Source organism: Streptomyces katrae (genome assembly GCF_002028425.1).
Lineage (GTDB): Bacteria > Actinomycetota > Actinomycetes > Streptomycetales > Streptomycetaceae > Streptomyces > Streptomyces katrae_A.
This window is the reverse complement of record NZ_CP020042.1, coordinates 2,050,021-2,076,612: the sequence shown is the minus strand read 5'-3', so window position 1 is coordinate 2,076,612 and position 26,592 is coordinate 2,050,021. Positions and strand designations below refer to the sequence as shown.

24 protein-coding genes are annotated in these 26,592 nt (G+C 74.2%); 15 read left to right on the top strand and 9 right to left on the bottom strand.

The window, feature by feature from the left end; translation table 11 throughout:
- Window positions 1-86 precede the first annotated feature (86 nt).
- From B4U46_RS09415 to B4U46_RS09410, 3 genes are all read left to right on the top strand, one after another.
- Complete coding sequence (locus B4U46_RS09415) at window positions 87-1,253, top strand: lytic transglycosylase domain-containing protein (RefSeq protein WP_079425802.1); 1,167 nt, start codon at window positions 87-89, stop codon at window positions 1,251-1,253.
- Window positions 1,254-1,382: 129 nt separating this feature from the next.
- Window positions 1,383-1,508 carry a hypothetical protein gene (locus tag B4U46_RS39865; RefSeq protein WP_257790347.1) on the top strand — a complete coding sequence of 42 codons (126 nt, stop codon included), beginning with the start codon at window positions 1,383-1,385 and terminating at the stop codon, window positions 1,506-1,508.
- Between the two features lie 76 nt (window positions 1,509-1,584).
- Window positions 1,585-4,119 carry a YfhO family protein gene (locus B4U46_RS09410; RefSeq protein ID WP_079425799.1) on the top strand — a complete coding sequence of 845 codons (2,535 nt, stop codon included), beginning with the start codon at window positions 1,585-1,587 and terminating at the stop codon, window positions 4,117-4,119.
- On the opposite strand, the gene B4U46_RS09405 is transcribed toward B4U46_RS09410, so the two are convergent.
- Window positions 4,083-5,531, bottom strand: coding sequence for a ricin-type beta-trefoil lectin domain protein (locus tag B4U46_RS09405; protein ID WP_079425797.1), 1,449 nt, complete (start codon window positions 5,529-5,531; stop codon window positions 4,083-4,085). The two genes, B4U46_RS09410 and B4U46_RS09405, sit on opposite strands and share 37 nt — an antisense overlap.
- Before the next feature lie 253 nt (window positions 5,532-5,784).
- Here B4U46_RS09405 and B4U46_RS36390 point away from each other — a divergent pair, with 253 nt between their 5' ends.
- The gene (locus tag B4U46_RS36390) at window positions 5,785-5,928 is read left to right on the top strand and encodes an SPW_0924 family protein (protein WP_107438243.1); all 144 of its coding nucleotides are present in this window, start codon (window positions 5,785-5,787) and stop codon (window positions 5,926-5,928) included.
- Window positions 5,929-5,940: 12 nt separating this feature from the next.
- The gene (locus B4U46_RS09400; protein WP_079425795.1) at window positions 5,941-6,918 is read left to right on the top strand and encodes a DUF3068 domain-containing protein; all 978 of its coding nucleotides are present in this window, start codon (window positions 5,941-5,943) and stop codon (window positions 6,916-6,918) included.
- Here the strand turns inward: B4U46_RS09400 and B4U46_RS09395 are convergent.
- Window positions 6,905-9,598: an ATP-dependent RNA helicase gene (locus B4U46_RS09395; protein WP_079425793.1), complete on the bottom strand. Its 2,694-nt coding sequence runs from the start codon at window positions 9,596-9,598 to the stop codon at window positions 6,905-6,907. The two genes, B4U46_RS09400 and B4U46_RS09395, sit on opposite strands and share 14 nt — an antisense overlap.
- A 4-nt stretch (window positions 9,599-9,602) precedes the next feature.
- The gene (locus B4U46_RS09390) at window positions 9,603-10,484 is read right to left on the bottom strand and encodes a class I SAM-dependent methyltransferase (RefSeq protein WP_237292751.1); all 882 of its coding nucleotides are present in this window, start codon (window positions 10,482-10,484) and stop codon (window positions 9,603-9,605) included.
- A gap of 372 nt (window positions 10,485-10,856) precedes the next feature.
- Between B4U46_RS09390 and rpsA the strand changes: the two genes are divergently transcribed.
- The 4 genes from rpsA (at window position 10,857) to B4U46_RS09370 (ending at window position 14,783) form a co-directional block, all read left to right on the top strand.
- Entirely contained in the window at window positions 10,857-12,371 is a 1,515-nt protein-coding gene (gene rpsA / locus B4U46_RS09385) for a 30S ribosomal protein S1 (RefSeq protein WP_079425789.1), read from the top strand.
- A 193-nt stretch (window positions 12,372-12,564) separates the two neighbouring features.
- A complete protein-coding gene (locus B4U46_RS09380; protein ID WP_079431654.1) occupies window positions 12,565-13,503 on the top strand; it encodes a PAC2 family protein in 939 nt (312 codons plus the stop codon).
- A 68-nt stretch (window positions 13,504-13,571) separates the two neighbouring features.
- Complete coding sequence (gene coaE / locus B4U46_RS09375) at window positions 13,572-14,186, top strand: dephospho-CoA kinase (RefSeq protein WP_079431653.1); 615 nt, start codon at window positions 13,572-13,574, stop codon at window positions 14,184-14,186.
- A gap of 192 nt (window positions 14,187-14,378) precedes the next feature.
- The gene (locus B4U46_RS09370; protein WP_079425787.1) at window positions 14,379-14,783 is read left to right on the top strand and encodes a tetratricopeptide repeat protein; all 405 of its coding nucleotides are present in this window, start codon (window positions 14,379-14,381) and stop codon (window positions 14,781-14,783) included.
- A 30-nt stretch (window positions 14,784-14,813) separates the two neighbouring features.
- Here the strand turns inward: B4U46_RS09370 and B4U46_RS09365 are convergent, their stop codons facing one another.
- A complete protein-coding gene (locus tag B4U46_RS09365) occupies window positions 14,814-15,074 on the bottom strand; it encodes a DUF6343 family protein (protein ID WP_079425785.1) in 261 nt (86 codons plus the stop codon).
- Between the two features lie 225 nt (window positions 15,075-15,299).
- Here B4U46_RS09365 and B4U46_RS09360 point away from each other — a divergent pair, with 225 nt between their 5' ends.
- Window positions 15,300-18,152 (top strand): DEAD/DEAH box helicase, encoded by a 2,853-nt coding sequence (locus B4U46_RS09360; RefSeq protein WP_079425783.1) that lies wholly within the window; start codon window positions 15,300-15,302, stop codon window positions 18,150-18,152.
- Window positions 18,149-19,354 (top strand): SWIM zinc finger family protein, encoded by a 1,206-nt coding sequence (locus B4U46_RS09355; protein ID WP_079425781.1) that lies wholly within the window; start codon window positions 18,149-18,151, stop codon window positions 19,352-19,354. Before B4U46_RS09360 ends, B4U46_RS09355 begins: the two co-directional genes overlap by 4 nt.
- On the opposite strand, the gene B4U46_RS09350 is transcribed toward B4U46_RS09355, so the two are convergent.
- Window positions 19,335-19,883, bottom strand: coding sequence for a hypothetical protein (locus B4U46_RS09350; RefSeq protein WP_079425778.1), 549 nt, complete (start codon window positions 19,881-19,883; stop codon window positions 19,335-19,337). The genes B4U46_RS09355 and B4U46_RS09350 overlap by 20 nt on opposite strands.
- A 128-nt stretch (window positions 19,884-20,011) precedes the next feature.
- Here B4U46_RS09350 and B4U46_RS40170 point away from each other — a divergent pair, with 128 nt between their 5' ends.
- Window positions 20,012-20,695, top strand: a complete 684-nt coding sequence (locus B4U46_RS40170; RefSeq protein ID WP_079431652.1) for a chaplin — start codon at window positions 20,012-20,014, stop codon at window positions 20,693-20,695.
- Here B4U46_RS40170 and B4U46_RS09340 read toward each other — a convergent pair.
- Window positions 20,688-21,347 carry a DUF2293 domain-containing protein gene (locus B4U46_RS09340; RefSeq protein WP_079425776.1) on the bottom strand — a complete coding sequence of 220 codons (660 nt, stop codon included), beginning with the start codon at window positions 21,345-21,347 and terminating at the stop codon, window positions 20,688-20,690. The two genes, B4U46_RS40170 and B4U46_RS09340, sit on opposite strands and share 8 nt — an antisense overlap.
- Before the next feature lie 152 nt (window positions 21,348-21,499).
- Between B4U46_RS09340 and B4U46_RS09335 the strand changes: the two genes are divergently transcribed.
- On the top strand, window positions 21,500-21,871 hold the full coding sequence (locus B4U46_RS09335; protein ID WP_079425774.1) for a hypothetical protein: 372 nt from the start codon (window positions 21,500-21,502) through the stop codon (window positions 21,869-21,871).
- A 98-nt stretch (window positions 21,872-21,969) separates the two neighbouring features.
- On the opposite strand, the gene B4U46_RS09330 is transcribed toward B4U46_RS09335, so the two are convergent.
- Complete coding sequence (locus B4U46_RS09330; protein WP_079425773.1) at window positions 21,970-23,415, bottom strand: WGR domain-containing protein; 1,446 nt, start codon at window positions 23,413-23,415, stop codon at window positions 21,970-21,972.
- 92 nt (window positions 23,416-23,507) lie between these two features.
- Here B4U46_RS09330 and B4U46_RS09325 point away from each other — a divergent pair, with 92 nt between their 5' ends.
- The gene (locus tag B4U46_RS09325; protein ID WP_079425770.1) at window positions 23,508-24,149 is read left to right on the top strand and encodes a uridine kinase; all 642 of its coding nucleotides are present in this window, start codon (window positions 23,508-23,510) and stop codon (window positions 24,147-24,149) included.
- Window positions 24,150-24,153: 4 nt separating this feature from the next.
- Here the strand turns inward: B4U46_RS09325 and B4U46_RS09320 are convergent, their stop codons facing one another.
- Entirely contained in the window at window positions 24,154-25,026 is an 873-nt protein-coding gene (locus B4U46_RS09320; protein WP_079425767.1) for a carbohydrate kinase family protein, read from the bottom strand.
- An 85-nt stretch (window positions 25,027-25,111) separates the two neighbouring features.
- Window positions 25,112-26,044, bottom strand: a complete 933-nt coding sequence (locus B4U46_RS09315; protein WP_100863858.1) for a pseudouridine-5'-phosphate glycosidase — start codon at window positions 26,042-26,044, stop codon at window positions 25,112-25,114.
- Window positions 26,045-26,203: 159 nt separating this feature from the next.
- On the opposite strand from B4U46_RS09315, the gene B4U46_RS09310 reads away from it, so the two are divergent.
- Window positions 26,204-26,581, top strand: coding sequence for a cupin domain-containing protein (locus B4U46_RS09310; RefSeq protein WP_079425763.1), 378 nt, complete (start codon window positions 26,204-26,206; stop codon window positions 26,579-26,581).
- The last annotated feature ends 11 nt before the right edge of the window (window positions 26,582-26,592 follow it).

Sequence of the window (26,592 nt, the reverse complement as noted above, 5' to 3'; positions counted from 1 at the left end):
AACATCGGGACCCCATTGCGTGCCCTGTGCAGCGAGTTGACGTAGGGTCACGCGGACGTTCGGACGTCCAGGGGAGGGTCCTGCTCATGTCGGCACGAATATTCGGACGCGGCCTGCGCCGGAGCGCGGCCGCGGCACTGGTATCGGCGCTGGTGGCCGCCGCGATGACGGCCTCCCAGGGCCCGGCCGTCGCGGGCCCGGAGCGGATCGCGGCGGCCGGGGAGGGCGCCGCGCCGCCGCCCGCCGCCGCGTCGGGCGCGGGCGGGGACTCGTCGTACTTCACCGAACTCCCGCCGCTGGACAGCCCCGCACCGCCGGCCGCGCTGCTGCCGGACGGCGAGGCGGCGGCCCCCGCCGCCCGGCCGGACCCCACGCCGGCCGCGGCGCAGCCGGCGGGGGAGGGGGCGCAGGGCATACCGGCGAGCGTGCTCGCCGCCTACCGGCGGGCCGAGCAGCGGGTCGGCGAGAACGACCCCGGGTGCGGACTGCGCTGGCAACTGCTCGCGGCGATCGGCAAGGTCGAGTCCGGGCAGGCCGGCGGCGGCCGCGTCGACGCGAACGGGACCACCCTGCGGCCGATCCTGGGTCCCGTGCTGAACGGCAACGGCTTCGCGGACATCTCCGACACCGACGGCGGGGCCTACGACGGCGACGCCCGCTACGACCGGGCCGTCGGCCCGATGCAGTTCATCCCCTCCACCTGGGCGGCCTGGGGCCAGGACGGCAACGGCGACGGCCGGCGCGACCCCAACAACGTCTACGACGCGGCCCTGGCGGCCGGACGCTACCTGTGCGCGGGGAACCGGGACCTGAGGACCGGCGCCGGCCTGGACCGGGCGGTGCTCTCGTACAACCAGTCGGCGGAGTACCTGCGGACGGTGCGGTCCTGGTACGCGTACTACCTCCAGGGGGCGCACGAGATCCCCGACGGGAGCGGCACCCCGCTGCCGCTCCCGGGCACCCCGGCGACCCCGACGCCGACGTCCAAGCCGACCCCCAAGCCGACCCCCACGCCGACGCCGACGCCTACTCCTACCCCCACGCCGACGCCTACTCCTACTCCTACTCCGAAGCCCACGCCGACCCCCACCCCGACTCCCACCCCAACGCCGACGTCGAAGCCGTCGCCCACCCCCACGCCAACTCCCAAGCCCAGCGTGACCCCGAGCCCCTCCAGCTCCCCGAAGCCGACGGCCACCCCCGCCCCCTCGTCCCCGTCCGGCTCCCCGACGGTCACCCCGGCCGCCCCCTAGCCAACGCGCGCCGTCCGGTGGCCGACCTCCGTACCTGCGGTTAACGTCGAAGTCGTGTCCGCCCCGCCAGGGTCGTAGGCAGGTGCGGGCAGGGGGAGCCAGCTGAGACAGGAGCCCGCCGTGCATTGCATGCATTCCACGCGTTCCACACTGCGCAGCCGCTTCACCCGGACGCTCGCCGGCGGTCTCCTGTCCGCCGGCCTCCTCACCATCTCCAAGACCGTCTCCCCGACCGTCACCGTGACGGTCAAGTGACACCAGCGGCAAGGGGACCTGTCCGGTTTCCGGAAGGCCCCCTCGGTGCGCTGTTCCTGTCATGGATTCCGTGAGCATGAGCGTGATCGTGAAGTCGCCCGACGACCCGGTGACGACGCTGGAGCCCGCCCTTCCCGGATCCGTGCCCCGCGCCGCCGCCCTGGGCGCGGGCGTCGCGATGAGCGCGTACTGCCTGGCCATGGCTGTGCACGGGACGTACCCCTTCGGCTCGCGGTCCCGTGCCGTCAACGACCTCGGAAACCAGTTCGTGCCCTTCCACGCGCACCTGTGGGACCTCCTGCACGGCAACACGAGCGGCGACCTCGTCTTCAACTGGAACAGCGGCTACGGTGTCCCCTTCCTCGCGGACCTCTTCGCCTACCTGATGAACCCCTTCTCATGGCTGGTGTGGATCTTTCCGCGCGCCATGGTCGAGCTCCCGGTCTTTTTGGTGACCCTGCTCAGCATTGGCCTGGGAACCTCCCTGATGGCGGTCTTCCTGGTACGGCTGCGGCCCGGTCCCGCGTGGCCGGCCGCCCTCCTGGCGGTGGGGTACGGCGTCAGCTCGTGGACCACCGGATCCGGCTGGGCGGACCCCATGTGGATGTGGGGTCTGGTGTCGTTCCCTCTGATGGGAATCGCCGGGGACTGGTGCCTGAAGCGGCGGCGCTGGGTGGCCGGGGTGCTCGTGGTCGCCCTCTGCTGGACGGCCAATTTCTATACGGCGGCGATGGCAACCCTCGGTATGGGTCTCGTCTTCGCCGTGCGGCTGGCCCTCGATCCGCGCCCGACGCGTGAGCGTGGCCGCTCGGCGCTGCGCGCCCTTTCGATGGCCACGGTCGGCGTACTGATCGCGGCCCCGGTGCTCACGGTGTCGCTGGCTGCCAGCCGTGCCGCCCAGCCCGTACCGGCCGTTCCCTACGCGGGTGCGCCCTCGGTCCGCGCGTACCTGGCACACCTGCTGCCCGGCGGGTACCACGCGGGTGCCCCCCAAGTGGCGGTCGGCAGTCTGGCCCTGTTGCTCGTGCTTGTCTTCCCCTTCGTGGGCCGGGCTCCGCGCCGGGAGCGGGCCGTTTGGTGCGTTCTCGCCGCGGCCGTAGCGCTCTCCTTGGTGTGGAAGCCCACGATGCTGGTGTGGCACGGCGGCGCGATGCCCAACGGCGGCCCGTACCGGGCGTCCATCGCTCTGACCGCGATCCTGGTGGCGATCGCGTGGCTCGCCCTGACCTACCAGCCGCGCCCCCGCGAGCTCCTGGCGGGAGCGGCGGTGCTGGCCCTGCTGCCGGCTCTGGCCGGCGGCGACCCGTACGTCTCGCGCCGCACGTGGGCGATGACAGTGACGGGGGGAGCGGTCACTCTCGCCCTGCTGTGGCTCCTGCCGCGGGCTACCGGGGTACGCGGCCGGACAGTGGCGGCGGCTCTGACCGCCACGGTCTTCCTGGGGGCGGCGGGGTCCACCTGGAGCGTCACGGTGATCCGCGACACCATCGACTGGTGGCAGCCCAAGCGCACCCTCGACGCCCAGTCGCTGGCCGCGTACGAGGCGGTCCGCGCCCAGGACGCCTGGCCGGCCACGCGCAGCGACCCCGGGCCTCACGAGTTCGCCGACAACGACCCGCTGCTCCTCGGTGGCGAAGGCGGCTCCTACTACAGCAGCTACGTCCCGGCGAGGACGGCCGAGACGCTGTCCGGCCTCGGCGCCGGCTGGCACATCGCAGGGCGCCACCTGCTCTCCTTCGACGACCCCGTGGGGCAGGCCCTCATGGGGGTCGGCGCCCGCCTCGACCCGGCTTCCGGCACACGGCGGGAATTCACGCAGCGCACGGGGCCCGCACCACCGGTGGTGACCCTGCGGGCCCGTGGCACTCGGCTGGACGCCGAGAGCGGCGGGGACGCTTCCGTCTTCCACCTGCGAAACCGGGTCCTCTCGGCGCCCGTCTACACCGTCCCCGAGCCGCGGCCGGCCCGAGGCGCCCCAGTGCTGCGGCTGCCGGCGGGCGAGCCCACCACCCTCATGGTCCGGTGCCCCGCGGACACCGTCGCCTACTTCCACGCCCCCTGGTACTCCGGCACCGTCACCGCGCTCGGCACCACCACGACGGTGCGGGCCCGGGCCCCGATGACCCGTGCCGGGCTCGTCCCGCTCGGACACGTCACGAGCGGGCGCGACTTTCCGCTGGTACTCACCCCCGAGGCGGCCCAGCCCGTTCCCCGCTCTCCCCTCGGCTGTCTGGACACCACGCGGCTGGAGCGGGCGGTGAACGACATGAGCGCGAACGCTCCCGCCCGCGTGAACGCCGGGGGACACGCGATCACGGCCGTCTTCGACGGACCCCGCACGGGGGCCGCGGTCGTGTCCGCCCCAGCGGTGGAGGGGTGGCAGTGCTCCGTCGACGGCGGGGATCCGCAGCCACCGAGCACCCTCGGAGGGCTGATCGCCGTACGGATGACGGGTCATACCCGTGTCGCCTGTTCGTACCGCACGCCCGGTCTGCACGCAGGAGTCGTGCTCAGCGCCTGCGCACTCGCCGTCCTCCTGGGGGTGGCGGCCATCGGCTCCCTGCGTCGGCGCCCTCAGCGGCCGCCCCACTGCCAGTACAACTCAGGCTGAACCGGGCCGCCGCAGCTCGCCAGAGCCAGCCGCGGGCTCTTGCGTTCATCGGTGTTCCACCGGGGCAACAACCGGTCGTTCTGATACAGGCATCTGTTCCCGTCCCCGGCGATCTTCCAGGCGGCCCGCTTCCACGTCGTGCTCTTCCACGGGACGCGCTGCCATTTCTGTTCCGCACGCGAACCCTTGCACGCCTCGACCTTGACGTCACGACCCGCTGCGGTGAGGCAGTAGTTCTTGTTCAGGCGGGTCCTGATGGTCCCGTCGTTTTCCGCATCCCATTTCTGGGCGTCCGAACCATTACAGCCGGCGATCTGCACCAGACCGGCTGACCATGAACCGTCTTTCACATCGAGACACTGTTCCGGCAGCCTGCTGCCGAACATCGTCGTCCGGCCGATATCGCCCATGATCTCGCCCTGCTGCGGGGCTCTGTGCCTGCGCGTGTACTGCCTTTGCGTCCACCGCCGGTAATCGACCGACAGGATCCCTTTGTGGAGTCCCCTGGAGGCGCACACGCTTTCACGCGGGCATCGGGCCTGTGCGATGTACCACCGGATGATGTTTTCCTTCCTGGCCTCCTGTGCGGGCGCCAGATTCCTCTTCAAGGGCGCCATGATGTAACCCAGGTAGGGGGTCAGCGGGAGCCCGGTACGGTATGCGACCTGTCTGAAGTAGCGTGCGGTGATGCCGTGGTCGCCGTGGTCCGCCCGGCCATCCATTCCCAACCCGAACGACGCGTTGTCGGGGTCCATGGTGAGGATTCTTTCCGCCCCGCCCAGCCGGACCAGTGAGGAAAGCGCTGACAGCAGTTGCTCCTCACTGTAACTCTGGCCGCCCAGATCCGGAGTGATCTCCTTCTTTTCTCCGCTGAACAGGCGGAGAAGACTCTCCGGCGCCCGACCGTGAGGACGGCCGTCGTGCAGTCCCATGAAAGTGAGCCGCACATCGGCACCGTTCCCCCGGCCTGCGAGCCGGAACGACCGGATGCTGCGGCCGTCTACACGTACCTCGTCCAGCGTCCATTTGTTCTCGGCGCCCGCCATTTCCGCATACGCCTTGCGAACCCCGTTCTCCCTGTTCGTCACATAGTTTTTCAATTCTTGCGGTACCTCTTCGCCGGCGTCCCCGGCGGTGAGATACACCGTGGTGACGAAGCACCCGGCCCGGATGGTTTCCATGATGTCCGGGTTGATGAAGAAGAGGTCGTCGTCGGGGTGCGCCACGCCTGCGAGAGTGCGTCTGCAGACCGTCTGCCGGTGCGACGGGCCCCCTTCGGGCCGCGAGGCGCGCGCTTCATCGGCCCGGACGGCAGCCGAAGGGTTCGAGGAGCCGTGCACCACGCAGCCGGTCAACAGCGCGGCGGCCGCGAGCACCAAGGCGCCCCGGCCCCCCCTGATCACGTTGGGCACGGCTCTCTCCTCGTCCTCGCGCTTCTCCCGCCCGCCCGGATCCAGGCCGACGGCAGAGCGGAGGCCACGTCACCACTACTACGCGAGCAACTCCGCAAGCGCACTCGGGCGCACGGCTCAGGGTTGTCCGCGGCCGTACTCGGCGTTCGCCCGGTAGAGGGATTCGGCGGCCCCGCGAAACGGTTCTCATCTGACCCCCGCGTTGCTACGGTACGCCTCCCTGACGACCCATCAGATCCGGGGAGGTCCCGCCGTGCGCGTACTCGTCGCCGCCGCCATCGGGCTGGCCGCCGCGCTGGCCCTCGTCCTCGTCGTCACGGCGTTCGGGGTGCCCGAAGGCAGGACCTCGCCCGAGCCCCTGCTCACCACCGCGCCCCCCGCGCCCGGACAGGAGTAAGGAGGCCCCGCCGTGCGACGCAGAGCGAGCCTGGTCCTGCTGGCCTTCGCCGTGTTCTGCGCAGCGCTCGCACCACTGCTGCGCTGGTACGCGTACCCCCGCCTGGCCAAGATCCCGGCGAACCAGTACCAGGCGATGGTGCTGGAGGCCAAGGACGCCACCCTCCTCGACTACACGGGCGGGATGCAGCCCAAGAAGGTCGACAAGGTCACCATCGTCCAGACCCTCAAGGGCAACGTCGAGGCCTCCAGGGAGATCGAGGCCGACGCGGGCAAGGACGTGGTCGTCTGGGACACCCTCACCTACATCATGGGCCCGGACGGCAAGATGGTCTCCCGGATCCCCGAGCGCTACGTCTTCGACGCGCACACCCAGGACCCGGTGCACGCCACCGGCGAGATGGTCGACGGCGACCCCGTCAAGCGCGAGGGCATCGAGTTCAAGTGGCCGTTCTTCACCGAGCCGCGCGACTACCTCTACTTCGACGCCCAGACCCGCACCGCCTCCCCGATCCACTACGCCGGCCCGCGCACCTACCGGGGCATGGACGTCTACTACTTCGAGCAGACCGTCCCCTGGACCAAGGTCCCCATGCCGAAGAAGATGCCGATCGAGGGCATCGACCCGGCGACCATCGAGCAGACCACCGGCACCACCCTCTGGTACACGGTCAAGGCCCGCTTCTGGGTCGACCCGGTCACCGGCGCGCCCGTCAACGCCGAACAGGACATCCAGCAGGAGATGCGCGGCGGCATCGCGGCGAGCGCCCCCGACGGCCGGCTCACCGCCTTCGCCGGGCACGTGACGATGCGCGAGGACTACGCGAAGTACACCCGCGACCTCGTCGCCGCCAACCGTACGAAGGTCCTCGCGCTGCACACCTACGCCCCGGCCGGCCTCGCCCTCGGCGCCCTCGTGCTCCTCGCGGCCGCCCTCTGGCTGGAGGCCCGGGGCCGCCGGGCCCCGGGCGCCCCGGTCACGGACGCCTGAGCCGGGCGTTGGTGTGGCGGGTGGGCTCGGCCGTCGCCGGGTCCTCCGGCCACGGGTGCTTCGGGTAGCGCCCGCGCAGCTCGGCGCGGACGGCGCGGTAGCCGCCCTGCCAGAAGGAGGCGAGATCGGCGGTCACGGCGGCGGGCCGCCCGGCCGGCGACAGCAGGTGCACCAGTACGGGAACCCCCGCCACCGTCGGGGTCCGCGCCAGCCCGAACAGCTCCTGGAGCTTCACCGCGAGCACCGGCTGCCCGGCGGAGTAGTCCACGCGGATCCGCGAACCGCTGGGCACCTCGATCCGCTCCGGGGCCAGCTCGTCCAGCCGGACCGCCTCGCCGGTGGCCCAGGGCAGCAGCCGCTCCAGGGCCTGACCGGCGTCGATCCGGCCCAGGTCGGCCCGGCGGCGGGCCCGCGACAGCTCGGGCTCCAGCCAGTCGTCGGCCCGCGCCACCAGCGCCGCGTCGTCCGCCACGTCCGGCCAGGCGCCGCCGAGCGTACGGTGCAGGAAACCGAGCCGGGCGCGGAGCGAGAGCGCGTCCGGGGTCCAGCGCAGCAGGCCGAGGCCCTCGGTGCGCAGCCCCTCCAGCAGCGCGGCCCGTACGAGCGCCGGGTCGGGGTCCCGTAGCGGCCGCGCCACCAGCTCGACCGCCCCGAGCCGCTCGACGGCCCGGGCCACCACGTCCCCGTCCTCCCAGCGCACCTCCTCGCCGGAGGCGAGCAGGTGCGCGGCGGCGGCCCGGGCGGTCTCCTCGTCGAGGACGGCGGCCACCCGGACGCGGGCGGACGCGGAGTGCGGCGCCCGGTCGGCGACGGCGACGGCCAGCCAGGGCGCGTTGCGCAGGGCGGAGCCCTCCCCCAGCTCGGCCCCCGTGCCGGAAGCCATGAGATAGCTCCCCCGGCCCTTGGCCCGGGCCACCCGCTCCGGGAACGCCAGGGCCGCGACCAGCCCGGCGGCGTGGTCGTCGGAGATTTCAGCCCGCGCGGCGTTTGAGCGCACCGGGCGCGCAGCGCCCGGAACGGGGTCCGGGGCGGAGCCCCGGGACCGGGGTCCGGGGGCGGAGCCCCCGGTTTCGGGAAGGGGCGGGGTGGGGGAAGAGCCCCGTGCAGCGGCGGCCTCGGCACCGGGGACCTCGTCGGCCGCACCCCGCGCACCGGCATCCGCAGGCCCGGCGGCGCCCAGCGCCCGCCGCAGGCGGCCGGCCTCCGCCCGCCAGCGGGAGGCGTACGCGTCACCGCCCCGCCGCGCCCGCCGCCAGGCGGCGGCCAGGTCGTCCCCGTACTCCCGCGGCGCCTCCTCGCTCAGCAGCGCCACCACCTCCGCCGCCCGCCCCGCGCCCAGCACCTCCGCGCCGTCCAGCAGCGCCCGGGCCAGCCGGGGGTGCAGGCCCAGCCGGGCCATCCGCAGCCCCCGGGCGGTCGGCCGCCCGGCCGCGTCCACCGCGCCGACCGCCGACAGCACCTCCCGCGCCGCGGCCATCGCCCCGGCCGGCGGGGCGTCCAGCAGCGCGAGCCCCGACGCGTCCGGGTCGCCCCAGCAGGCGGCCTGGAGCGCGAACTGCGCCAGGTCCGCGATCCGGATCTCGGGGGAGGGGAAGGCCGGCAGCCGTCCGTCCTCCGCCTCCGCCCAGCACCGGTACACCACGCCCGGCGCCTCGCGCCCGGCCCGTCCCGCCCGCTGGCGGCCCGCCGCACGGGAGGCCCGTACGGTCGCCAGCGCGCCCAGCCCCCGCGCATGGTCCACCCGCGGCTCGCGCGCCAGCCCCGAGTCCACGACCACCCGGACCCCCGGCACCGTCAGGCTCGACTCCGCGACCGCCGTCGCGAGGATCACCCGCCGGTGCGCCGACGCGGTCAGCGCCGCGTCCTGCACGGCCGCCGGGGCCCGCCCGTGGACCTGGAGCACCTGCGCGTCCACGCCGCCCAGCTGCCCGGCCACCCGGGCGATCTCGCCCACGCCGGGCAGGAAGCACAGCACGTCGCCGGAACGTTCCGCCAGCGCCCTGCGCACCACCGAGGCCACGTGCGCCAGCTGCGCCGGATCCACCTGCATCCCGTGCGGCGGCCGCACCGGCCGGGCCGGCGGCGCCCACACCGTCTCCACCGGGTGGGAGACCCCCGAGGCCTCGACCACCGGCGCGTCCCCCAGCAGCCGCGCCCAGCCGGCCGCGTCCGTCGTCGCCGAGGCCGCGACCAGGCGCAGCTCCGGCCGCAGGGTCTCGCGCACGTCCAGCAGGAAGGCGGCGACGGTGTCGGCGTCCAGGTGCCGCTCGTGGCATTCGTCCAGGACCACCACGTCCACCCCGGACAGCTCCTGGTCACGTTGCAGCCGCTGCAGCAGCACCCCGGTGGTCACCACCTCCACCACCGTGGAGGGGCCGGCGATCCGCTCCCCGCGCACGGTGAAGCCCACCGACTCCCCGACGGCCTCGCCCAGCAGCCAGGCCATCCGCCGGGCCGCCGCCCGGGCGGCGATCCGCCGGGGCTCGGCGACGACCACCCGGCGCCGCGGCCCTCCGCCGGCCAGCCCGGCCAGCACCAGCGGGACCAGCGTGGTCTTGCCGGTGCCGGGCGGGGCGCACAGCACGGCCGTGCCGTGGCCGTCCAGGGCGCGCACGAGCGCGGGAACGGCCTCCCGCACGGGGAGGGCGTCGAGTGCCGACCGGCGGAGCGTGGGGGTCAAGGGGTCAGTCCCTCTCGCACACGAAGACCGCCGTGCCCGGGATCAGGCTGCCGCGCAGCGGGGACCAGCCGCCCCACTCCTGGCCGTTCCACTCCGGCCACTCCGGCTCCACCAGGTCCAGCAGCCGGAAGCCGCCCGCGACCACGTCGCGGACCCGGTCGCCGATGGTGCGGTGGTGTTCCACGTAGACGGCGCGGCCCTGCTCGTCCTGCTCCACGTACGGGGTCCGGTCGAAGTAGGAGGCGGACACCGACAGCCCCTCGGGGCCGGGCTCGTCCGGGAAGGCCCAGCGGATGGGGTGCGTGACGGAGAACACCCAGCGGCCGCCGGGGCGCAGCACGCGGTGGACCTCGCGCATGACGCCCACCGGGTCGGCGACGAAGGGCACCGCCCCGTAAGCGGAGCAGGCCAGGTCGAAGGAGGCGTCGCGGAAGGGCAGCCGCCCGGCGTCGGCCTCGACCAGGGGCACGTCGCCGCCGATGCGCAGGGCGTGCTGGAGCTGGCGGTGCGAGAGGTCCAGGGCCACCGGACGGGCCCCCTGCGCGGCGAGCCAGCGCGAGCACTGGGCCGCGCCGGCGCCGATCTCCAGGACGTCCTTGCCCTTGAGGGAGGCGGCCGGGCCGAGCAGCGCGGCCTCTTCCTCGTCCAGGCCCTCCGGCCCCCAGACGAAGCGGTCGTCGCCGAGGAACGCACCGTGCTCGCTCTGGTACTCGTCGGCGTTGCGGTCCCACCAGCCGCGGCTGGCGCGGCTGCTCTCCGCCTCCCCGGCCTCGCGGCGGGTGGCCTCGGCGTCGTCCTCGTCGCCCTCGTGCGCGCCGTGCGCGGGGTACGCGTCCTCGTCCTGGAGCGCGTACGCGTCTTCGGGGGTGCGGTCCTCTTGGTTCATGGGGCCCGTCGTCGTAGTCTGCGGATGGCTGGTATGGCACCCGGACGGCTGAAAATCCGTGCGGATCGCTCATCAGGGCGTTGCCGCCCACGAATTGTGCCGGTTATGCGGCGATCCGCCCGCGGTGTGCGCCTTCGCGCATTGACCCTGTCCGGCTGCCCCCGTATGCTACAAGTTGCGCTGCGAGCCTGTGCTCCTCAGACGTAGCAGGCTGCGCTTGCATCTGTTGAATGTCCCCTCGGTTTTCGAGGCCCCTACCCCTTGCGGGGGATGGGCTTCCTTGGCTGTCCGGCTTCATCGGCAGATGCCGATAAGGGCTCCCGGCGTAGCAGTACCTACGACTTTCTGTCCGTAACCGGAGCCCTTTCCCACATGACGAGCAGCACCGAGACCACCGCCACCACCACTCCGCAGGTAGCGGTCAACGACATCGGTAACGCGGAAGCCTTCCTGGCCGCGATCGACGAGACGATCAAGTACTTCAACGACGGCGACATCGTCGACGGCGTCATCGTGAAGGTCGACCGGGACGAGGTCCTGCTCGACATCGGTTACAAGACGGAAGGCGTGATCCCGAGCCGCGAGCTCTCGATCAAGCACGACGTCGACCCGAACGAGGTCGTCAAGGTCGGTGACGAGATCGAGGCCCTGGTTCTCCAGAAGGAGGACAAGGAAGGCCGCCTGATCCTGTCCAAGAAGCGCGCTCAGTACGAGCGTGCCTGGGGCACGATCGAGAAGATCAAGGAAGAAGACGGCATCGTCACCGGTACCGTCATCGAGGTCGTCAAGGGTGGTCTCATCCTCGACATCGGCCTCCGCGGCTTCCTCCCGGCCTCCCTGGTCGAGATGCGTCGCGTCCGCGACCTCCAGCCCTACGTGGGCAAGGAGCTCGAGGCGAAGATCATCGAGCTGGACAAGAACCGCAACAACGTGGTCCTGTCCCGCCGCGCCTGGCTCGAGCAGACCCAGTCCGAGGTCCGCCAGACGTTCCTCACCACCCTGCAGAAGGGTCAGGTCCGCTCCGGCGTCGTCTCCTCGATCGTCAACTTCGGTGCGTTCGTGGACCTGGGTGGCGTCGACGGCCTCGTGCACGTCTCCGAGCTGTCCTGGAAGCACATCGACCACCCGTCCGAGGTCGTCGAGGTCGGTCAGGAAGTCACCGTCGAGGTCCTCGACGTGGACATGGACCGCGAGCGCGTCTCCCTGTCGCTGAAGGCGACGCAGGAGGACCCGTGGCAGCAGTTCGCCCGGACCCACCAGATCGGCCAGGTCGTCCCGGGTAAGGTCACCAAGCTGGTTCCGTTCGGTGCGTTCGTCCGCGTGGACGAGGGCATCGAGGGTCTGGTCCACATCTCCGAGCTGGCCGAGCGCCACGTGGAGATCCCGGAGCAGGTCGTCCAGGTCAACGACGAGATCTTCGTCAAGGTCATCGACATCGACCTCGAGCGTCGCCGGATCTCGCTGTCCCTCAAGCAGGCCAACGAGTCCTTCGGTGCCGACCCGGCGTCGGTCGAGTTCGACCCGACCCTGTACGGCATGGCCGCGTCCTACGACGACCAGGGCAACTACATCTACCCCGAGGGCTTCGACCCCGAGACCAACGACTGGCTCGAGGGCTACGAGACCCAGCGCGAGACGTGGGAGCGCCAGTACGCCGAGGCGCAGGTCCGCTTCGAGCAGCACCAGGCGCAGGTCATCAAGAGCCGCGAGGCCGACGAGGCCGCTGCCGCCGCGGGCGAGGCCGCCCCGGCCGCCGGTGGCAACGCCGGTGCGGGCATCTCCGGTGGCTCCTACTCCTCCGAGGGTGCGGACGAGACCTCCGGCGCCCTGGCGTCCGACGAGGCCCTGGCCGCGCTCCGCGAGAAGCTGGCCGGCGGCCAGAGCTGATCGCAGCGCAGCGAGTGCTCCACGCTCCGGCGTGAGGTGAGCTGAACGGCGAGGCCCGTCCCCTTCGGGGGGCGGGCCTCGTCGCGTTTCCCTCCGTTGTGTTGCGTTCCGGTGAATGCGGCCAACTGGGGAATGGCCGGGCGTCCTTGGACGTTGCCTGCAGAGAACACGGTGCGAGGGAGGAGTGGTGACGGTGCGTGATCCACAGGGTCTGTACGAATGGGACGCCAAGGGTCTGGCGGTGGCCGACATGGCGCTGGCCCAGGACTCGGCCGGACTGGTCATGCTCTACCACTTCGAGGGCTACATCGACGCCGGAGAGACCGGCGAGCAGATCGTCGAGCGGCTCCTCGACACCCTGCCCCACCAGGTGGTGGCCCGCTTCGACGCGGACCGGCTGGTGGACTACAGGGCCCGCCGCCCGCTGCTGACCTTCCAGCGCGACCACTGGACGGAGTTCGAGGAACCCCGCCTGGAGGTCCGCCTCGTCCAGGACGCCACCGGCGCGCCCTTCCTGCTGCTCTCCGGCCCCGAGCCGGACGTGGAGTGGGAGCGCTTCGCCGTCGCCGTCCGCCAGATCGTGGAGCGGCTCGGCGTCCGGCTCTCGGTCAACTTCCACGGCATCCCCATGGGCGTCCCGCACACCCGGCCCGTCGGCATCACCCCGCACGGCAACCGCACCGACCTGATGCCCGGCCACCGCAGCCCCTTCGACGAGGCCCAGGTCCCCGGCAGCGCCGAGTCGCTGATCGAGTTCCGCCTCGCCCAGGCCGGGCACGACGTGCTCGGCGTCGCGGCGCACGTCCCGCACTACGTCGCCCGCTCCCCGTACCCGGACGCCGCGCTCACCGCGCTCGAGGCGATCACCGCCGCGACCGGACTGGTCCTGCCGGCCGTCGCCCACGCCCTGCGCACCGAGGCGCACCGCACGCAGACGGAGATCGACCGGCAGATCCGCGAGGGCGACGAGGAGCTCGTCAGCCTCGTCCAGGGTCTGGAGCACCAGTACGACGCCGCCGCCGGGGCCGAGACCCGGGGCAACATGATCGCCGAGCCGGCCGAGATCCCGACGGCGGACGAGCTCGGCCGCGAGTTCGAGCGGTTCCTCGCGGAGCGCGAGGGCGACGCGTAACGGACGGCAGTGGGGGGCGCAGGGATGCGGCCGGAGCCGTCCGGGAGCGGGGCGTTAGGGTGCTGGGCATGCTGAAGGTGGGCCTGACAGGCGGAATCGGTGCCGGCAAGAGCGAGGTCTCGCGGCTGCTGGCGGGGTACGGGGCGGTCGTCGTGGACGCCGACCGGATCGCACGGGAGGTCGTGGAGCCGGGCACACCGGGCCTCGCGGCCGTGGTGGAGGCCTTCGGGAAGTCCGTGCTGACCGATGACGGGGCGCTGGACCGGCCGAAGCTCGGGGCGATCGTCTTCGCCGACCCCGAGAAGCTCCGCACGCTGAACGCGATCGTGCACCCGCTGGTCGGGGCCCGGTCCGCCGAGCTGGAGGAGGCCGCCGGGCCCGACGCGATCGTGGTGCACGACGTCCCGCTCCTCACGGAGAACGGGCTCGCACCGCTGTACGACCTGGTGGTCGTCGTGGACGCCGCACCGGCGACGCAGCTGGCCCGGCTCACCGCGCTGCGCGGGATGACCGAGGAGGAGGCCCGCGCCCGCATGGCCGCGCAGGCCACCCGGGAACAGCGGCTGGCGGTGGCCACGCTGGTGATCGACAACGACGGCCCGCTGGAGGCACTGGAGCCCCAGGTCCGCGCGGTGTGGGAACAGCTCGGGGAGCGGGCCGCGGCGCGCACGGGGGACGCGTAAAGCGACAGTTCCGCGGAGCAGCCCGGCCACCCGCCCACGGGCGGCGGGCGCGGGCCGTGGACGGCGCGCCCGGGTCGGGGCCGCAGTGCGTGCGGCGTGCGCGGAGTAGCGGAACGCGGCCGCCGCGTCACCGGGGAACAACCCTGGTGCGCAGGTGCGTTGAGGGCGTGCGCAGAGGGAAGGAGACTTACTGTGCCCGACACCACGCCCACGCCGCCGTCCCCGCGGGAGCCCGCCGGCCCCCCGAGTCCCGAGACCCACGTCATCGACTACCGGGCCGCCGAGCAGCTGCTCGAAGCCCGGGACCCGCGCGGCGCGGTCCGGCTGCTCGACTCCGTCATAGCCGCCCACCCCGAGAACACCGCGGCGCGCCTGCTGCGCGCCCGGGCCTTCTTCGCGGCGGCCCAGCTGCGGCCCGCGCAGCTGGAGTTCGAGCTGGTCCTGGAGCGGGAGCCGGACAACGCCTTCGCCCACTTCGCGCTGGCCCGCACCCACCAGCGTGCCGGCCGGCCCGAGCGGGCCCGGCGGCACTTCCGGCTCGCCGCCGCCCTCGACCCGCAGCCCGAGTACCTGGAGGCGGCCCGCTTCGAGGGCTGACGGCGCCGGGTCCGCGGCCCGGCGCGTGCGTCACCGGCTGCGCGGGGGTTCGTACGGGGGGATGTCGCGCCCCGGCTGGTAGTGCGGGCCCTGGTGGATGTGGTGGACCACCACGGCCAGGTCCACGGCGGCCAGCACCGCCAGTGCCGCGCAGGCCGCGGCCCAGCCGGGCCGTCCGGCCAGCGAGAACGCCGCCGCTCCGGCGGCCGCCCAGATCAGCCCCCACACGCTGAGCCAGAACCGCAGCCGCAGCGGGCTGCGGGCGGTCAGGGGCTCGTTTCCGCTTCGCATGGTCGTCCCTTCGCCCCGACGGAGACCTCCCTTCCATGGTGGCACGCTCCGCAGGGCCCGCGTATGCCCAGGTCAGCGGCGTTGTCAGTGGCCGCGCCTAGACTCGGCGGCATGGGATCCGCCACGACCGGGCGGAGCGCCGAGCACCAGGGAGGGGGACTCGTGACCACGCAGCCGCATCCACAGCCGTCGCATCACCCGATGCCTCAGTCGATGCCTCAGTCGATGCATCGGCCGTCGCCAGATCAGCCGGCGCCGCAACGGCCGTCGCCGCTGCCGCCGCTGCTGCGCCGGGCCGCCGTGTTCCTCCCCGCCGAGGTCCCCCGTGAGGGGCGGGTGGCCTTCTGGTGCCCCCAGGGGGAGCCGCTGCCCGAGGGCCCCGGGACCCCGCATCCGCTCCAGGTCGTGCGGCCGCACGGCTCCGGGGTCCGTACCCGCAGCGTGCCGGCCCTGACCCTCCCCGTGGCCGAGGCCCTGCCCCTGCTGACCCGGGCCGCCCACAGCCCCGCCGCCCATCCCGCCACCCGGGCCTGGGGCACCGCCGCCGTACAGGCCCTGGCCCTCACGGCCCGGGGCCGCCTGCTGCCCGGGCTCACGCCGGGCGGCGCCGACGCCTGGCGCGCCGGTCCGCTCGACGCCGATGACGTCGGCTACCTGCGCGCCGTCGCCGCCGCCCTCCCGTACGAGGGGTACGCCACCCCGCTCCCGGGGCGCCGCCCGCTGGCGCTGCCCGAACCACAGGCCCTGGTCCGGGCCTTCCTCGACGCCGTCGCCGACACCCTGCCGCGCACCCCGGCCGCGCCGTTCGCCGCCGGAGCGCCGTTCGCCGCGGCCCCGCCGCAGCAGGTGCCCGGGATACGGGAGTGGGCCGCGCAGGTCGCGGCGGGCGCCGATGCCGGGGTGGGGATCTCCCTGCGGCTCGACCTGTCCGCGTTCCGCCTCTTCGACGAGGCCGAGCCGGAGGACGTCCGCCGTGCCGGGGCCGCCGTGGTCCAGGTGCACAGCCTCGCCGACCCGACCCTGGTGACCGACGCCGGGCCGCTGTGGGCCGGGGCCGCCGCGGCCGGCTTCGGGCCGCGCGCCCGGATCGACGCCGTGCTCGCGCTGCGCCGGGCCGGCCGGGTCTGGCCGCCGCTGCTGCGCCTGCTCGACCAGCCCGTGCCCGACTCCCTCGCCCTGTCCGATCCGGAGCTCGAAGACCTCCTGGGCGCCGCCGCGACCCGGCTGGAGCGGGCCGGGGTCGCGGTGCACTGGCCGCGCGAGCTCGCCCGTACCCTCACCGCGACCGCCGTCGTCCGGCAGGCCGCGCCGGGCTCCGCCACCGACGGCACGGCCTTCTTCGACGCCGCCGGGCTGTTCGCGTTCTCCTGGGAGCTCGCACTCGGAGGCGACCGGCTCACCCCTTCGGAGATGGACGCCCTCGCGCAGGCCCACCGGCCGGTGGTACGGCTGCGCGACCAGTGGGTGCGGGTCGACCCCGAGCTGGTGCGCAAGGCGCGCAAGCGGGAGCTGGGCCTGCTGGACCCGGTGGACGCGCTCGCCACCGTACTGACGGGGACGGCCGAGGTCGACGGAGAGCCGGTGGAAGCGGTCCCGGCGGGCGCGCTCGCCGCGCTGCGGGACCGGCTGACGGGCGAGCTGGTCCCGCCGGCCGCTCCGGCGGGGCTGAAGGCCACCCTGCGGGACTACCAGCTGCGGGGGCTGGCCTGGCTGGACCTGATGACCTCGCTGGGGCTCGGGGGCTGTCTCGCCGACGACATGGGGCTGGGCAAGACGGTCACGCTGATCGCGCTGCACCTGCACCGGGCCCGCCCGGAGCCCACGCTGGTGGTGTGCCCGGCCTCCCTGCTGGGGAACTGGCAGCGGGAGATCGAGAGGTTCGCCCCGGGGACGCCCGTGCGCCGCTTCCACGGCGGGGACCGCACCCTCGACTCCCTCGGGGGCGGCTTCGTCCTCACCACCTACGGGACGATGCGGGCCTCGGCCGGGCGGCTGGCCGCCCAGCGCTGGGGCCTGGTCGTCGCCGACGAGGCACAGCACGTGAAGAACCCGCATTCGGCGACCGCGAAGGCGCTGCGGACGATCCCGGCCCCGGCGCGGGTGGCGCTGACCGGTACCCCCGTGGAGAACAACCTCTCCGAGCTGTGGGCGCTCCTCGACTGGACCACCCCCGGGCTGCTGGGCCCGCTCACCGCCTTCCGCGCCCGGCACGCCCGCCCCGTGGAGCACCAGCAGGAGGAGGACGGGGGCAACGAGGCGGCCGTCGCCCGGCTGGCCGCGCTGGTGCGGCCGTTCCTGCTGCGCCGCAAGAAGTCCGACCCGGGTATCGCGCCCGAGCTGCCGCCGAAGACCGAGACCGACCATCCGGTGTCCCTGACCCGGGAGCAGGTCTCGCTCTACCAGGCGGCGGTGGAGGAGGCGATGGCCGTGATCGAGGGCAGCGAGGGCATCGAGCGGCGCGGGATGATCATGAAGCTGCTGGCCTCGCTCAAGCAGATCTGCAACCACCCGGCGCAGTACCTGAGGGAGGCCGAGCCGCGCATCCCGCACCGCTCGGGCAAACTCGCCCTGCTCGACGAGCTGCTGGACACCATCCTGGCCGAGGGCGGCTCGGTCCTGGTCTTCACCCAGTACGTGACGATGGCCCGCATCCTCGAACGCCACCTCGCCGCCCGCGGCATCCCCAGCCAGCTCCTGCACGGCGGCACCCCGGTGCCCCGCCGCGAGGAACTCGTCGACCGCTTCCAGTCCGGCGCCGTACCCGTCTTCCTGCTCTCCCTCAAGGCCGCCGGCACCGGCCTCAACCTCACCCGTGCGGGGCACGTCGTCCACTACGACCGCTGGTGGAACCCGGCCGTCGAGGAACAGGCCACCGACCGCGCCTACCGCATCGGCCAGACCCAGCCCGTCCAGGTCCACCGCATCATCGCCGAGGGCACCGTCGAGGACCGCATCGCCGAACTCCTGGAGGCCAAACGCGCCCTCGCCGACGCCGTGCTGGGCTCCGGCGAGTCCGCGCTGACCGAGCTCACCGACCGCGAGCTGGCCGACCTCGTCTCCCTGCGGAGGCCCGCATGATCACCGCGCGGGACGACCGCCGCCGCACCTTCGAGACCGTGCCCGCCGGGCCGGAGGCCGTGACCTGGTGGGGCCGGGCCTGGGTGCGCGCCCTGGAGGAGTCCGCGCCGGACGCGGGCCGCCTCGCGCGCGGCCGTGCGTACGCCGGCGAGGGACACGTCGACGCGGTGACGGTCACCCCCGGCCGGATCGTGGCCTACGTCCGGGGCAGCCGGGCCCGCCCCTACCGCACCGAGCTGGCCCTGGCTGCCTTCGCCGACGCCGAGTGGGCCGAGGTGCTGGAGGCGGTGGCGGCGGATCCCGCCGCGCTGGCGGCACTGCTGGAGCGGGAGGTCCCGCAGTCCCTCGCCGGGCTGATCCTGCCCGGGGCGGGCGAACTGCGGGCGCGCTGCTCCTGCCCGGACCCCGCGAGACCGCCCTGCAAGCACGCGGCGGCCCTCTGCTACCGGGCCGCCCGCCTCCTCGACGCCGACCCGTTCGTCCTGCTGCTCCTGCGCGGCCGCGGCGAGCGGGAGCTCCTGGAGGACCTGGCCCGGCGCAACGCCGCGCACGCCGCGCGCGAACGGCCCGACGCCGCGCTGGACTTCCCCGGTGTTCCGGCCCGCGCCGCGGTGGCCCGCACGGTCCTGCCCCCGCTGCCCGCCCCGCTCGCCGCTCCGGCGGCGGTGGGAGCGCCGCCCGCCTACCCGTCCGACCCGGCGGCCCCGGACCCGCTGGCGCTGGAGCAGCTTGCCGGTGACGCGGCCGCCCGCGCCCTGGCGCTGCTCACCACGGGCGAGGACCCGATCGGCGGACTCGGCCTCTGGCAGGACGCCGTACGACTGGCCTCCGCTCACCCCACGGCCGGTCTCACCGGCGCCGCCCGCGCCCTCTACCGCGAACTGGCCAGGGCCACCGGGCGGACCACCACCGACCTGGCCCGCGCCGCCGCGGCCTGGCGGCAGGGCGGGCTGCCCGCGCTGACCGTCCTCGACGAGCCGTGGGACCCGCCGGCCGGCCCCTTCGACCGGGCCCGCCCCGCCCTGCTCGCCGCCGGACAGGGCTCCTTCCGCCCCGGACGCAACCGCCTCACCGACCGCACCCGCCAGCTCCGCCTGGGCCGCGACGGCCTCTGGTACGCCTACGAGTCCCGTCCGGGGACGGACGACTGGTGGCCCACGGGCCGGCCCTCTCCGGACCCGGTCAGCGCCCTGCGGGGCTGAGCCCGGCCGCCCAGGAGGACAGGGCCGCGAAGTCCCGCTCGCGCAGGCCGTGGCGGGGCAGGACGCGCAGCAGGAGGGCCGGGGCCGGATGGTGCTCGCGGACCCAGGCCCGGTCCTGCGGGGTGATCATGTCGTCGACCCAGGCGAAGGGGCGCCCGGCCGCCCAGTCCAGGAGGTGGCGGGTCTTCCAGGAGAGGCCGTCCGGGTCGCGGGCGAAGAGCTCCGGCCAGTCGACCACGGGGAGGTCGGCGGGCAGCCCGATGTGCGGGGAGATCAGGGTGTTGGCCTGATGGGTCCAGGCGGTGGCCCAGGCGAGTTCGAAGGGCAGGGCCAGCAGGCGGGCCCCGTGCGAGGGGTGCAGGCGCACCCGCACCCCGCGACGGGCGCGGCGGGATTGCGGGTCGCGGTAGGCGAGCCAGACGTCCGGGCGCATGCGGTGGCTGGTGTAGCCGCGCAGTCCCGCCGAGAGGGACCGGAAGGGGTTCAGCGGGCCGTCCACGTCCAGCAGGAGCAGCGGTCGTTCTGTCATGAAGTAGGCACTACCCAGTACACGATGGAGTGAAATGCCTACCGGCTCTATAACCCGAACGGGTCCACCGCGTTGTCTCCGGTACGGGCGCGACGCCCTGGAAACCCTCCGGAAGGCAGGAAATGCTGATGCGTCACAGTCGTCGGAACGGCTTGATCGCGGCGATGGTCGCGGGTGGCGGCCTGGCGGTGGCGGGAGTGGGCGGCCTCGCCCACGCCGACGCCGACGCGGGCGGGACCGCCCAGCGCTCGCCGGGGCTGCTCTCGGGGAACCTGGTGCAGCTGCCGGTCCACGTGCCGGTGAACGTGTGCGGGAACACCGTGAGCGTGGTCGGCGTGCTCAACCCGGCCGCGGGCAACCGCTGTGCCAACACGGGCCCGGACGGCGGGAATCCCGATCCCAGGCCCTCCCATCCGTCGAAACCCGGGGGCGGGCAAGGGGGCGGGGCCGCTGCCGAAGGGCGCGGAAAGGATTCTCCCGGGGTGCTGTCCGGCAACGGCATCCAACTCCCCGTCGACCTCCCGCTCAACGTGAGCGGGAACTCGGTGAGCGTCGTCGGCGCCGGCAACGCCTCCCACGGGAACACCTCCGTCAACGGCGAGACCCCCACCGGGGGCAAGCCGCCCCAGCCGCTGCCGCCGGTCACCGAGCGGCCCGTCACCCCGCCCGCGACCCCGGCGCCCTCCCTGCCGGCCGGCGGCCCCGCGGCCCTCGCCCACACCGGCTCCGACGGGCTCGGCTACCTGCTGCCCGGCAGCGGCGCACTGCTCCTCGGCGGGGTGATGCTCTACCGCCGCTTCCGCGTCAACTGACGGGCCCCGCACGCCATCCGTCGAGGATCGCGTCGATGCGGGCCGCGAGCCGGGCGCGGGCCTCGAACCGGTGCACCCCCGCCATCAGCAGGGCGTCGTACTCGGTGTCGGTGTGCCGCACGGCCGCCCGCACCGCCATCGACACCGCCTGCTCGTCCAGGGCCCGGCCGGCCGCGGTGCGGCCGACCCGGCCGCTGCCGCGCACCGAGGCGTGGGCGGCGATCGCCTGCGCCCGCTCGGGCGGACAGCCGGGGAACAGCCGCAGGATCTCGGCGGCGAAGGCGGCCGTGAACCGTACGTCCTCGGCCGCCCGGCGCAGCCGGTCCCGCTCCCGGCGCCGGGCCCGGGCGTCGGCGTCCGCGAGGCAGGCGCGCTCGGCGCGGGCCAGGGCGGCGTCCTCGACGAGCAGCCCCTGACGCTCGTAGCGCCGGCGCCCCCGGTGCCGGCGCACCACGACGGCCGACAGCGAACTGGCCTCCCGCGCCCGGCGGGTGAGCGCCGCGTTGCCGCGCGGCAGGTACACGAGGTGCCCCAGGTCGGCACAGTCCAGGCAGCGCGGCACCCCGGACTCACGGACGAGGTGCCGCAGCGGACCCCGCCGGCACTCGGCGCAGTGGACCGGCCTCAGTGACTCGAAGACGACGAGACTCATGCGGTTGTGATACCGCCGACCGGTGCCCATATCACCTTACGGAGGTGGGTTATTGGTTATTCGGAAAATCTGTCCGGACCTTATGACCTCCACTTAGCGTGACCCCGTACGGGAGCCGGTACGGGACGCGGTGAGCCCGTGGAGGAGAGCACATGGGCGCACGGCAGGCGACGACGGAGAGGCACACGAGAACGCGGCTCCCCGCGGACCTCTCGGGCCGGGAGGTCGTCATACCGCCCGGCGGCTGCACGGGCTGGCACTACCACCTCGTACCCCTCATGGCGGCCGTCACCTCCGGGACCCTCACCCGGATCCTGTCCGACGGCACCGTGGAGGTCCACCCCACGGGGGCCACCTTCGTCGAACCCGAAGGCCACGACCACGTCCACCTCGGCCGCAACCTCGGCCCCGCCCCGGTCGTCCTCCACGTCACCTGCGCACTCGCCGACGACGACCCCTGGGCCCTGCCCGCCCCCGCCCCGCTCGGCGCCACCCCCTGCGGCTGCCCGGACCACACCCCCTGAGCCGCCCGGGCGGCGCCGTGGAGACCCCCGTCCACCACGGCACCACCCGCACGGGTCCAAGCGGCCCCCCCGGCCCCGGCAGCCCCGGGCCACCCCGGTCAGACCAGCCGGCGTATCTCGCCCCGCACCCGGTAGAAGCCCCCGGCCGCCGCATGCAGACCGTCCACCACGTAGCGGGCCCCGGCCTCCCGTATCCCCCGCGGGAACTGCACGTTCCAGGCCGGCTCGAAACCGTCCGACACCACCTGCACCCGCATCCGGCCGCCCACCTGGACGCACTCGACCACCACACCGCCCGACGGCACCGAAGCCACCGACACCGTCGCCACCGCGGCGGCCGACGCCGCCGGGGTGAACACCGGCAGCGCCGCGGCCGACTTCACGTCCACCGCCGTCGGCACGGAACCCCGCTGGGCCGCCGCGATCGCCGCCTCGCTCGCGTCCACGCACACCAGCGAACCGTCCGTCGTGACCAGGTAGAGCCGCTCGTCCAGGTACTGCATCGACAGCGCCGACCCGCTGCCCGTGCCCAGCTTCCACAGCCGCCGCCCGTCGGCGTCGAAGCAGTACACCGAGGACGAGGAGTCACCGGCGAACACGTGCCGCCCGTCCGGCGAGGTCGCGCACGAGTACACCGCCGCGTCGCACCGGTACGAGGCCTCGACCGCGCCCGTCGCCTTCGACAGCCGCTGCACGGTGTTGCGCACCGTCCCCGCGTACACCGCGTCCTGCTCCTGCCAGCCGAACAGCACCCCGCCGGGTGTCCCCGTGTGCCACAACTGGCCCGTGCCGTCCGCCGCGTAGGCCGTCACGCCGCCGGCGTGACCGTGGTACACCGCCCGCTCGTCCGCGCGGACCATCCAGGCGCCGTTGCCCGCGGACTTGCGGGACCACTGGTGCTCGTCCTCGTGGTCGATGACCGTCAGGCCGCCGTTCGCGTCCGAGACGTGCAGCACGCCCTCGTGGATGTCGAGCCAGTAGATGTCCACGTCCGCGGCTATCCCGTACGCCCCGAACGGCACCTTGGACGACAGGTCGTACACCGTGCCGTCGTCACAGCCCGCGTAGATCCAGAACTCGTCGGCGACCAGGCACTTCACCCCGTCCGGCAGCGAGTACCGGGCGAGCACCTCCCCGCCGTGGCTCACCGTGTAGACATCGCCCGCCTGGTTGCCCACCCAGCAGCGGTCCTCGTCCACATGGATGCCGAAGGCCGCGGAACCGGTGCGGAAGCGCCACAGCACCGGCGCCACCGCCCGGGCCGTCGACGGCGCCGAGGCCACCTGGCGACGGGTCACCGGCCGCGCCGCCCGCGCGCCCCGCACCGCCGGGGCGTACCCCTTGCGGACCTTCTCGCCGATCTTCTTGGCCGCGGCGGCCCGCGCCTTCTCCGCCGTCGGGAACGACGAGCTCTGCAGCTGGCCGGCCGCGCCGATGCGGCCGTAGCGCACCGATACGAGGACGCCGTCGACGGTCACCTCGTAGAACTTGTGCGCCGCGCCGTCCTCCTGCGACAGCTCCAGGTACGTCGTCTCCCGCGCCATGACAGACCCCTCCCCAAGAGTCGGGCCGCCGGCTCCTGTTCACCGGTGATCCCTCGTGAAAAACGCTAAGGGCGACCACTGACAATTGGTTCGTGAAGCTGGAAGCGATCACCTGGCAGCGGATGGCCGAGCGGCTCGCCGGCCACCTCGACGCACCGTCCGAAGGGGGCGGCCCCTGGCAGCGCGTCGGCATCGACGGCGCGCCCGCCGCCGGCACCGGCGTCCTCGCGGCCGAACTGGCCGACGCCCTGCGACAGCGCGGGCGTTCCGCGCTGGTGGTGGCGGCCGGCGGGTTCCTGCAGCCGGCGTCGCTGCGGTTCGAGTTCGGCCGGCAGGACGTGGACACCTACCTGGGCGGCTGGTACGACACGGGAGCGCTGTGGCGGGAGGTCTTCGCGCCGACGGACCCCGGCGGCACCGGACGCGTCCTGCCGGACCTGTGGGACCCGGTGACCGACCGCGCCACCCGCAGCCCGTACGCGCAACTCCCGCCGGGCGGCGTCCTGATCCTGCACGGCCCCCTCCTGCTGGGCCACTGGTTCCCCTTCGACCTGAGCGTGCACATCAGCCTCTCACCGGGCGCCCTGGCCCGGCGCACGGACCCCTCGGACCACTGGACCCTGCCGGCTTTCGCCCGCTACGCCCGCGAGTCGGGCCCGCAATCGACGGCGGACGCCCTGGTCCGCGCCGACGACCCCCGCCACCCGGCCTGGACCGGGATCCGCGAACGGTAGCGCCCTAGGGCCGGCCGCCCAGGCGGGTTATTGCTTGGGCCGCCGTGTGGCAGCCCGCGCGGGCTGCGGTCGGTGGGGTGGCGCCCGAGAGGCGGGCCGCCAGGAAGCCGCCGGTGAAGGCGTCGCCCGCGCCGGTGGTGTCCACCGCGTCCGCCGGTTCCGCCTCGACCTCCGCCGTGATCCGGCCGTCCTCGGCGACGAGTGCACCGCGGGTGCCGCGCGTCACCACCACCAGCGGAACGCGCCGGCTGAGCTCCTGCGCGGCCCGCGCGGTGTCCGGGACCCCGGCCAGGAGGCGGGCCTCGTCCTCGTTCGGCAGGAGGGTCCCCACGCCCGCCACCGCCCTCAGGAAGGCCTCGGGGCCCAGTGCGGCCAGGAACCCCGCCGAGGCGGGGTCCACGCTGACCGGTACCCCCCGCGTCCGTGCGGCCCGCAGGGCGACCAGGGCCAGCTCCCGGCTGGGCTCGGCGAAGAACAGGTAGCCGGACAGGTGGAGGTGGGCCGCCCCGTCCAGCAGGGAGGGCGCCCAGTCGGCCGGGCACAGCCGCAGGGAGGCCCCGCTGTCGGTCAGGAACGTCCGCTCCGCGTCGGCGCCGACCAGCGCCACCACCGTCCCGGTCGGCTCGGCCGGGTCCACCACCAGCCGGGGCCGCACCCCCGCGTCGACCAGCGCCCGCTCGTGCCAGCGCGCCGACTCGCAGCCCACCCGCGCCAGGAGCCGTACCTCGGCGGTGCCCGTGCGGGCCGCCCAGCAGGCCGCGTTGGCCCCCGCCCCGCCGGGCAGGGTGCGGATCCGGGCGGCGGTGTCGGTGGCCGGGGCCAGCGGCTCCCGGTGCACCGCCACCACGTCCGTGACCACGTCCCCGACGACCACCAGCGCCCCCGGTGCGTGCGGTGTCCGGGCCGTCCCCGCCCCCGTCCCCCGCGCCTGCCGTGTCCGGGCGGCCCCCGCTCCCGCCCCGTCATGCCAGGTCCGCCCACGCCCCGGCGATCTGTGCCGCGAGCCGCACGTTCCCCCGTACCGCGGCCACGTTCGCCTCCAGCGAGGCCCCGCCGGTCGCCCGTACCAGGAACCCCAGCAGGAACGGTGTCACCGCCTGCCCCGTGATCCCGCGCTCCTCGCACTCGGCCAGCGCCTGCGCCAGCACGCGGTCGTGGAGCGCCGGGTCCAGCTGCTCGGAGCGGGGGACCGGGTTGGCCACCACCAGGGCCGACTCCGGGCCCGCCACGGCGTCCTGGGCGGCCATCATCTCCGCCACCGCCTCCGGCCGCTCCACCGTCCAGTCGACCGGCTCGCCGGAGTCCGCCAGGTAGAACCCGGGAAAGGCGCGCGTGCGGTAGCCGACGACCGCCACGCCGAGCGTCTCCAGCCGCTGGAGCGTGGCGGGGACGTCCAGGACGGACTTCACGCCCGCGCACACCACCGTGATCCGGGTACGGGCCAGCAGGGACAGGTCCGCCGACTCGTCCTGGGTCTGCGCGAACCCGCGGTGCACGCCGCCCAGCCCGCCCGTGGCGAAGACCCGCAGGCCGGCCCGGGCCGCCAGGAAGGCCGTCGCCGAGACCGTCGTCGCACCCGTGGCGCCCGTCGCGAGCGCCGGGGCCAGGTCGCGGTGGCCGAGTTTGCGCACCCCCTCGCCCGCCGCGATCCGCTCCAGTCGCGCCTTGTCCAGGCCCGCGTACGCCACCCCGTCGACCACCGCGACCGTCGCCGGGACGGCGCCCTCCGCCCGTACCAGCTCCTCCAGTTCCAGGCCCACGGCCAGGTTGCGGGGGCGGGGCAGGCCGTGCGCGATGATCGTCGACTCCAGGGCGACGACGGGCCTGCGCGCGGCGAGCGCCTCGCGCACCTCTTCCGACAGGACGGGGACCTCGGCTGCTCTGTGCTGTGGCATGTCCCCATCCATGGCACGGGGCGCGCGCCCGCAAACGCGCCCCCGCCCACTCCGGCGCGAAGCCGCCCCGCGCACTCGACGGAGTGACGCGCGCGCCGCGCCCGCGCTGGACGCTCTGATCACCCCGCGGCCGGCGCGGCCGCCCTACGCTGGCGCACCATGAGCACCAGTGACCACAGCGCCGCCCCCGCCTCCTTCGCCGTATCCGTCACGGACGTCCCCGACGGCGAGCTGGAGGCCGAGGACCTCGACCCCGCCCAGATCGTCTCCGGCGCCCCGGTGGTGACCGGCAAGGTGCTCTGGGAGTCCGAGGACGGCTCCCAGATCCGGGGCATCTGGCAGATCACCCCCGGGGTGGTCACCGACACCGAGGCCGACGAACTGTTCGTGGTCGTCAGCGGCCGCGCCACCGTGGAAGTGGAGGGCGGCGCGACCCTGGAGCTGGGACCCGGCTCGGCCTGCGTACTGCGCAAGGGCGACCGGACCACCTGGACGGTCCACGAGACCCTGCGCAAGGCCTACCACATCAACCTCTGAAACGGCGGTCG

What these genes read in the sequence shown, in the direction of transcription:
- B4U46_RS09415 (WP_079425802.1), top strand. Translation starts at nt 87, where the DNA reads ATGTCGGCACGAATATTCGGACGCGGCCTGCGCCGGAGCGCGGCCGCG.
- B4U46_RS39865 (WP_257790347.1), top strand. Translation starts at nt 1,383, where the DNA reads ATGCATTCCACGCGTTCCACACTGCGCAGCCGCTTCACCCGGACGCTC.
- B4U46_RS09410 (WP_079425799.1), top strand. Translation starts at nt 1,585, where the DNA reads ATGAGCGTGATCGTGAAGTCGCCCGACGACCCGGTGACGACGCTGGAG.
- B4U46_RS09390 (WP_237292751.1), bottom strand. Translation starts at nt 10,484, where the DNA reads ATGAACCAAGAGGACCGCACCCCCGAAGACGCGTACGCGCTCCAGGAC.
- rpsA (WP_079425789.1), top strand. Translation starts at nt 10,857, where the DNA reads ATGACGAGCAGCACCGAGACCACCGCCACCACCACTCCGCAGGTAGCG.
- coaE (WP_079431653.1), top strand. Translation starts at nt 13,572, where the DNA reads ATGCTGAAGGTGGGCCTGACAGGCGGAATCGGTGCCGGCAAGAGCGAG.
- B4U46_RS09365 (WP_079425785.1), bottom strand. Translation starts at nt 15,074, where the DNA reads ATGCGAAGCGGAAACGAGCCCCTGACCGCCCGCAGCCCGCTGCGGCTG.
- B4U46_RS09360 (WP_079425783.1), top strand. Translation starts at nt 15,300, where the DNA reads ATGCATCGGCCGTCGCCAGATCAGCCGGCGCCGCAACGGCCGTCGCCG.
- B4U46_RS09355 (WP_079425781.1), top strand. Translation starts at nt 18,149, where the DNA reads ATGATCACCGCGCGGGACGACCGCCGCCGCACCTTCGAGACCGTGCCC.
- B4U46_RS09350 (WP_079425778.1), bottom strand. Translation starts at nt 19,883, where the DNA reads ATGACAGAACGACCGCTGCTCCTGCTGGACGTGGACGGCCCGCTGAAC.
- B4U46_RS40170 (WP_079431652.1), top strand. Translation starts at nt 20,012, where the DNA reads ATGCGTCACAGTCGTCGGAACGGCTTGATCGCGGCGATGGTCGCGGGT.
- B4U46_RS09340 (WP_079425776.1), bottom strand. Translation starts at nt 21,347, where the DNA reads ATGAGTCTCGTCGTCTTCGAGTCACTGAGGCCGGTCCACTGCGCCGAG.
- B4U46_RS09335 (WP_079425774.1), top strand. Translation starts at nt 21,500, where the DNA reads ATGGGCGCACGGCAGGCGACGACGGAGAGGCACACGAGAACGCGGCTC.
- B4U46_RS09330 (WP_079425773.1), bottom strand. Translation starts at nt 23,415, where the DNA reads ATGGCGCGGGAGACGACGTACCTGGAGCTGTCGCAGGAGGACGGCGCG.
- B4U46_RS09315 (WP_100863858.1), bottom strand. Translation starts at nt 26,044, where the DNA reads ATGCCACAGCACAGAGCAGCCGAGGTCCCCGTCCTGTCGGAAGAGGTG.
- B4U46_RS09310 (WP_079425763.1), top strand. Translation starts at nt 26,204, where the DNA reads ATGAGCACCAGTGACCACAGCGCCGCCCCCGCCTCCTTCGCCGTATCC.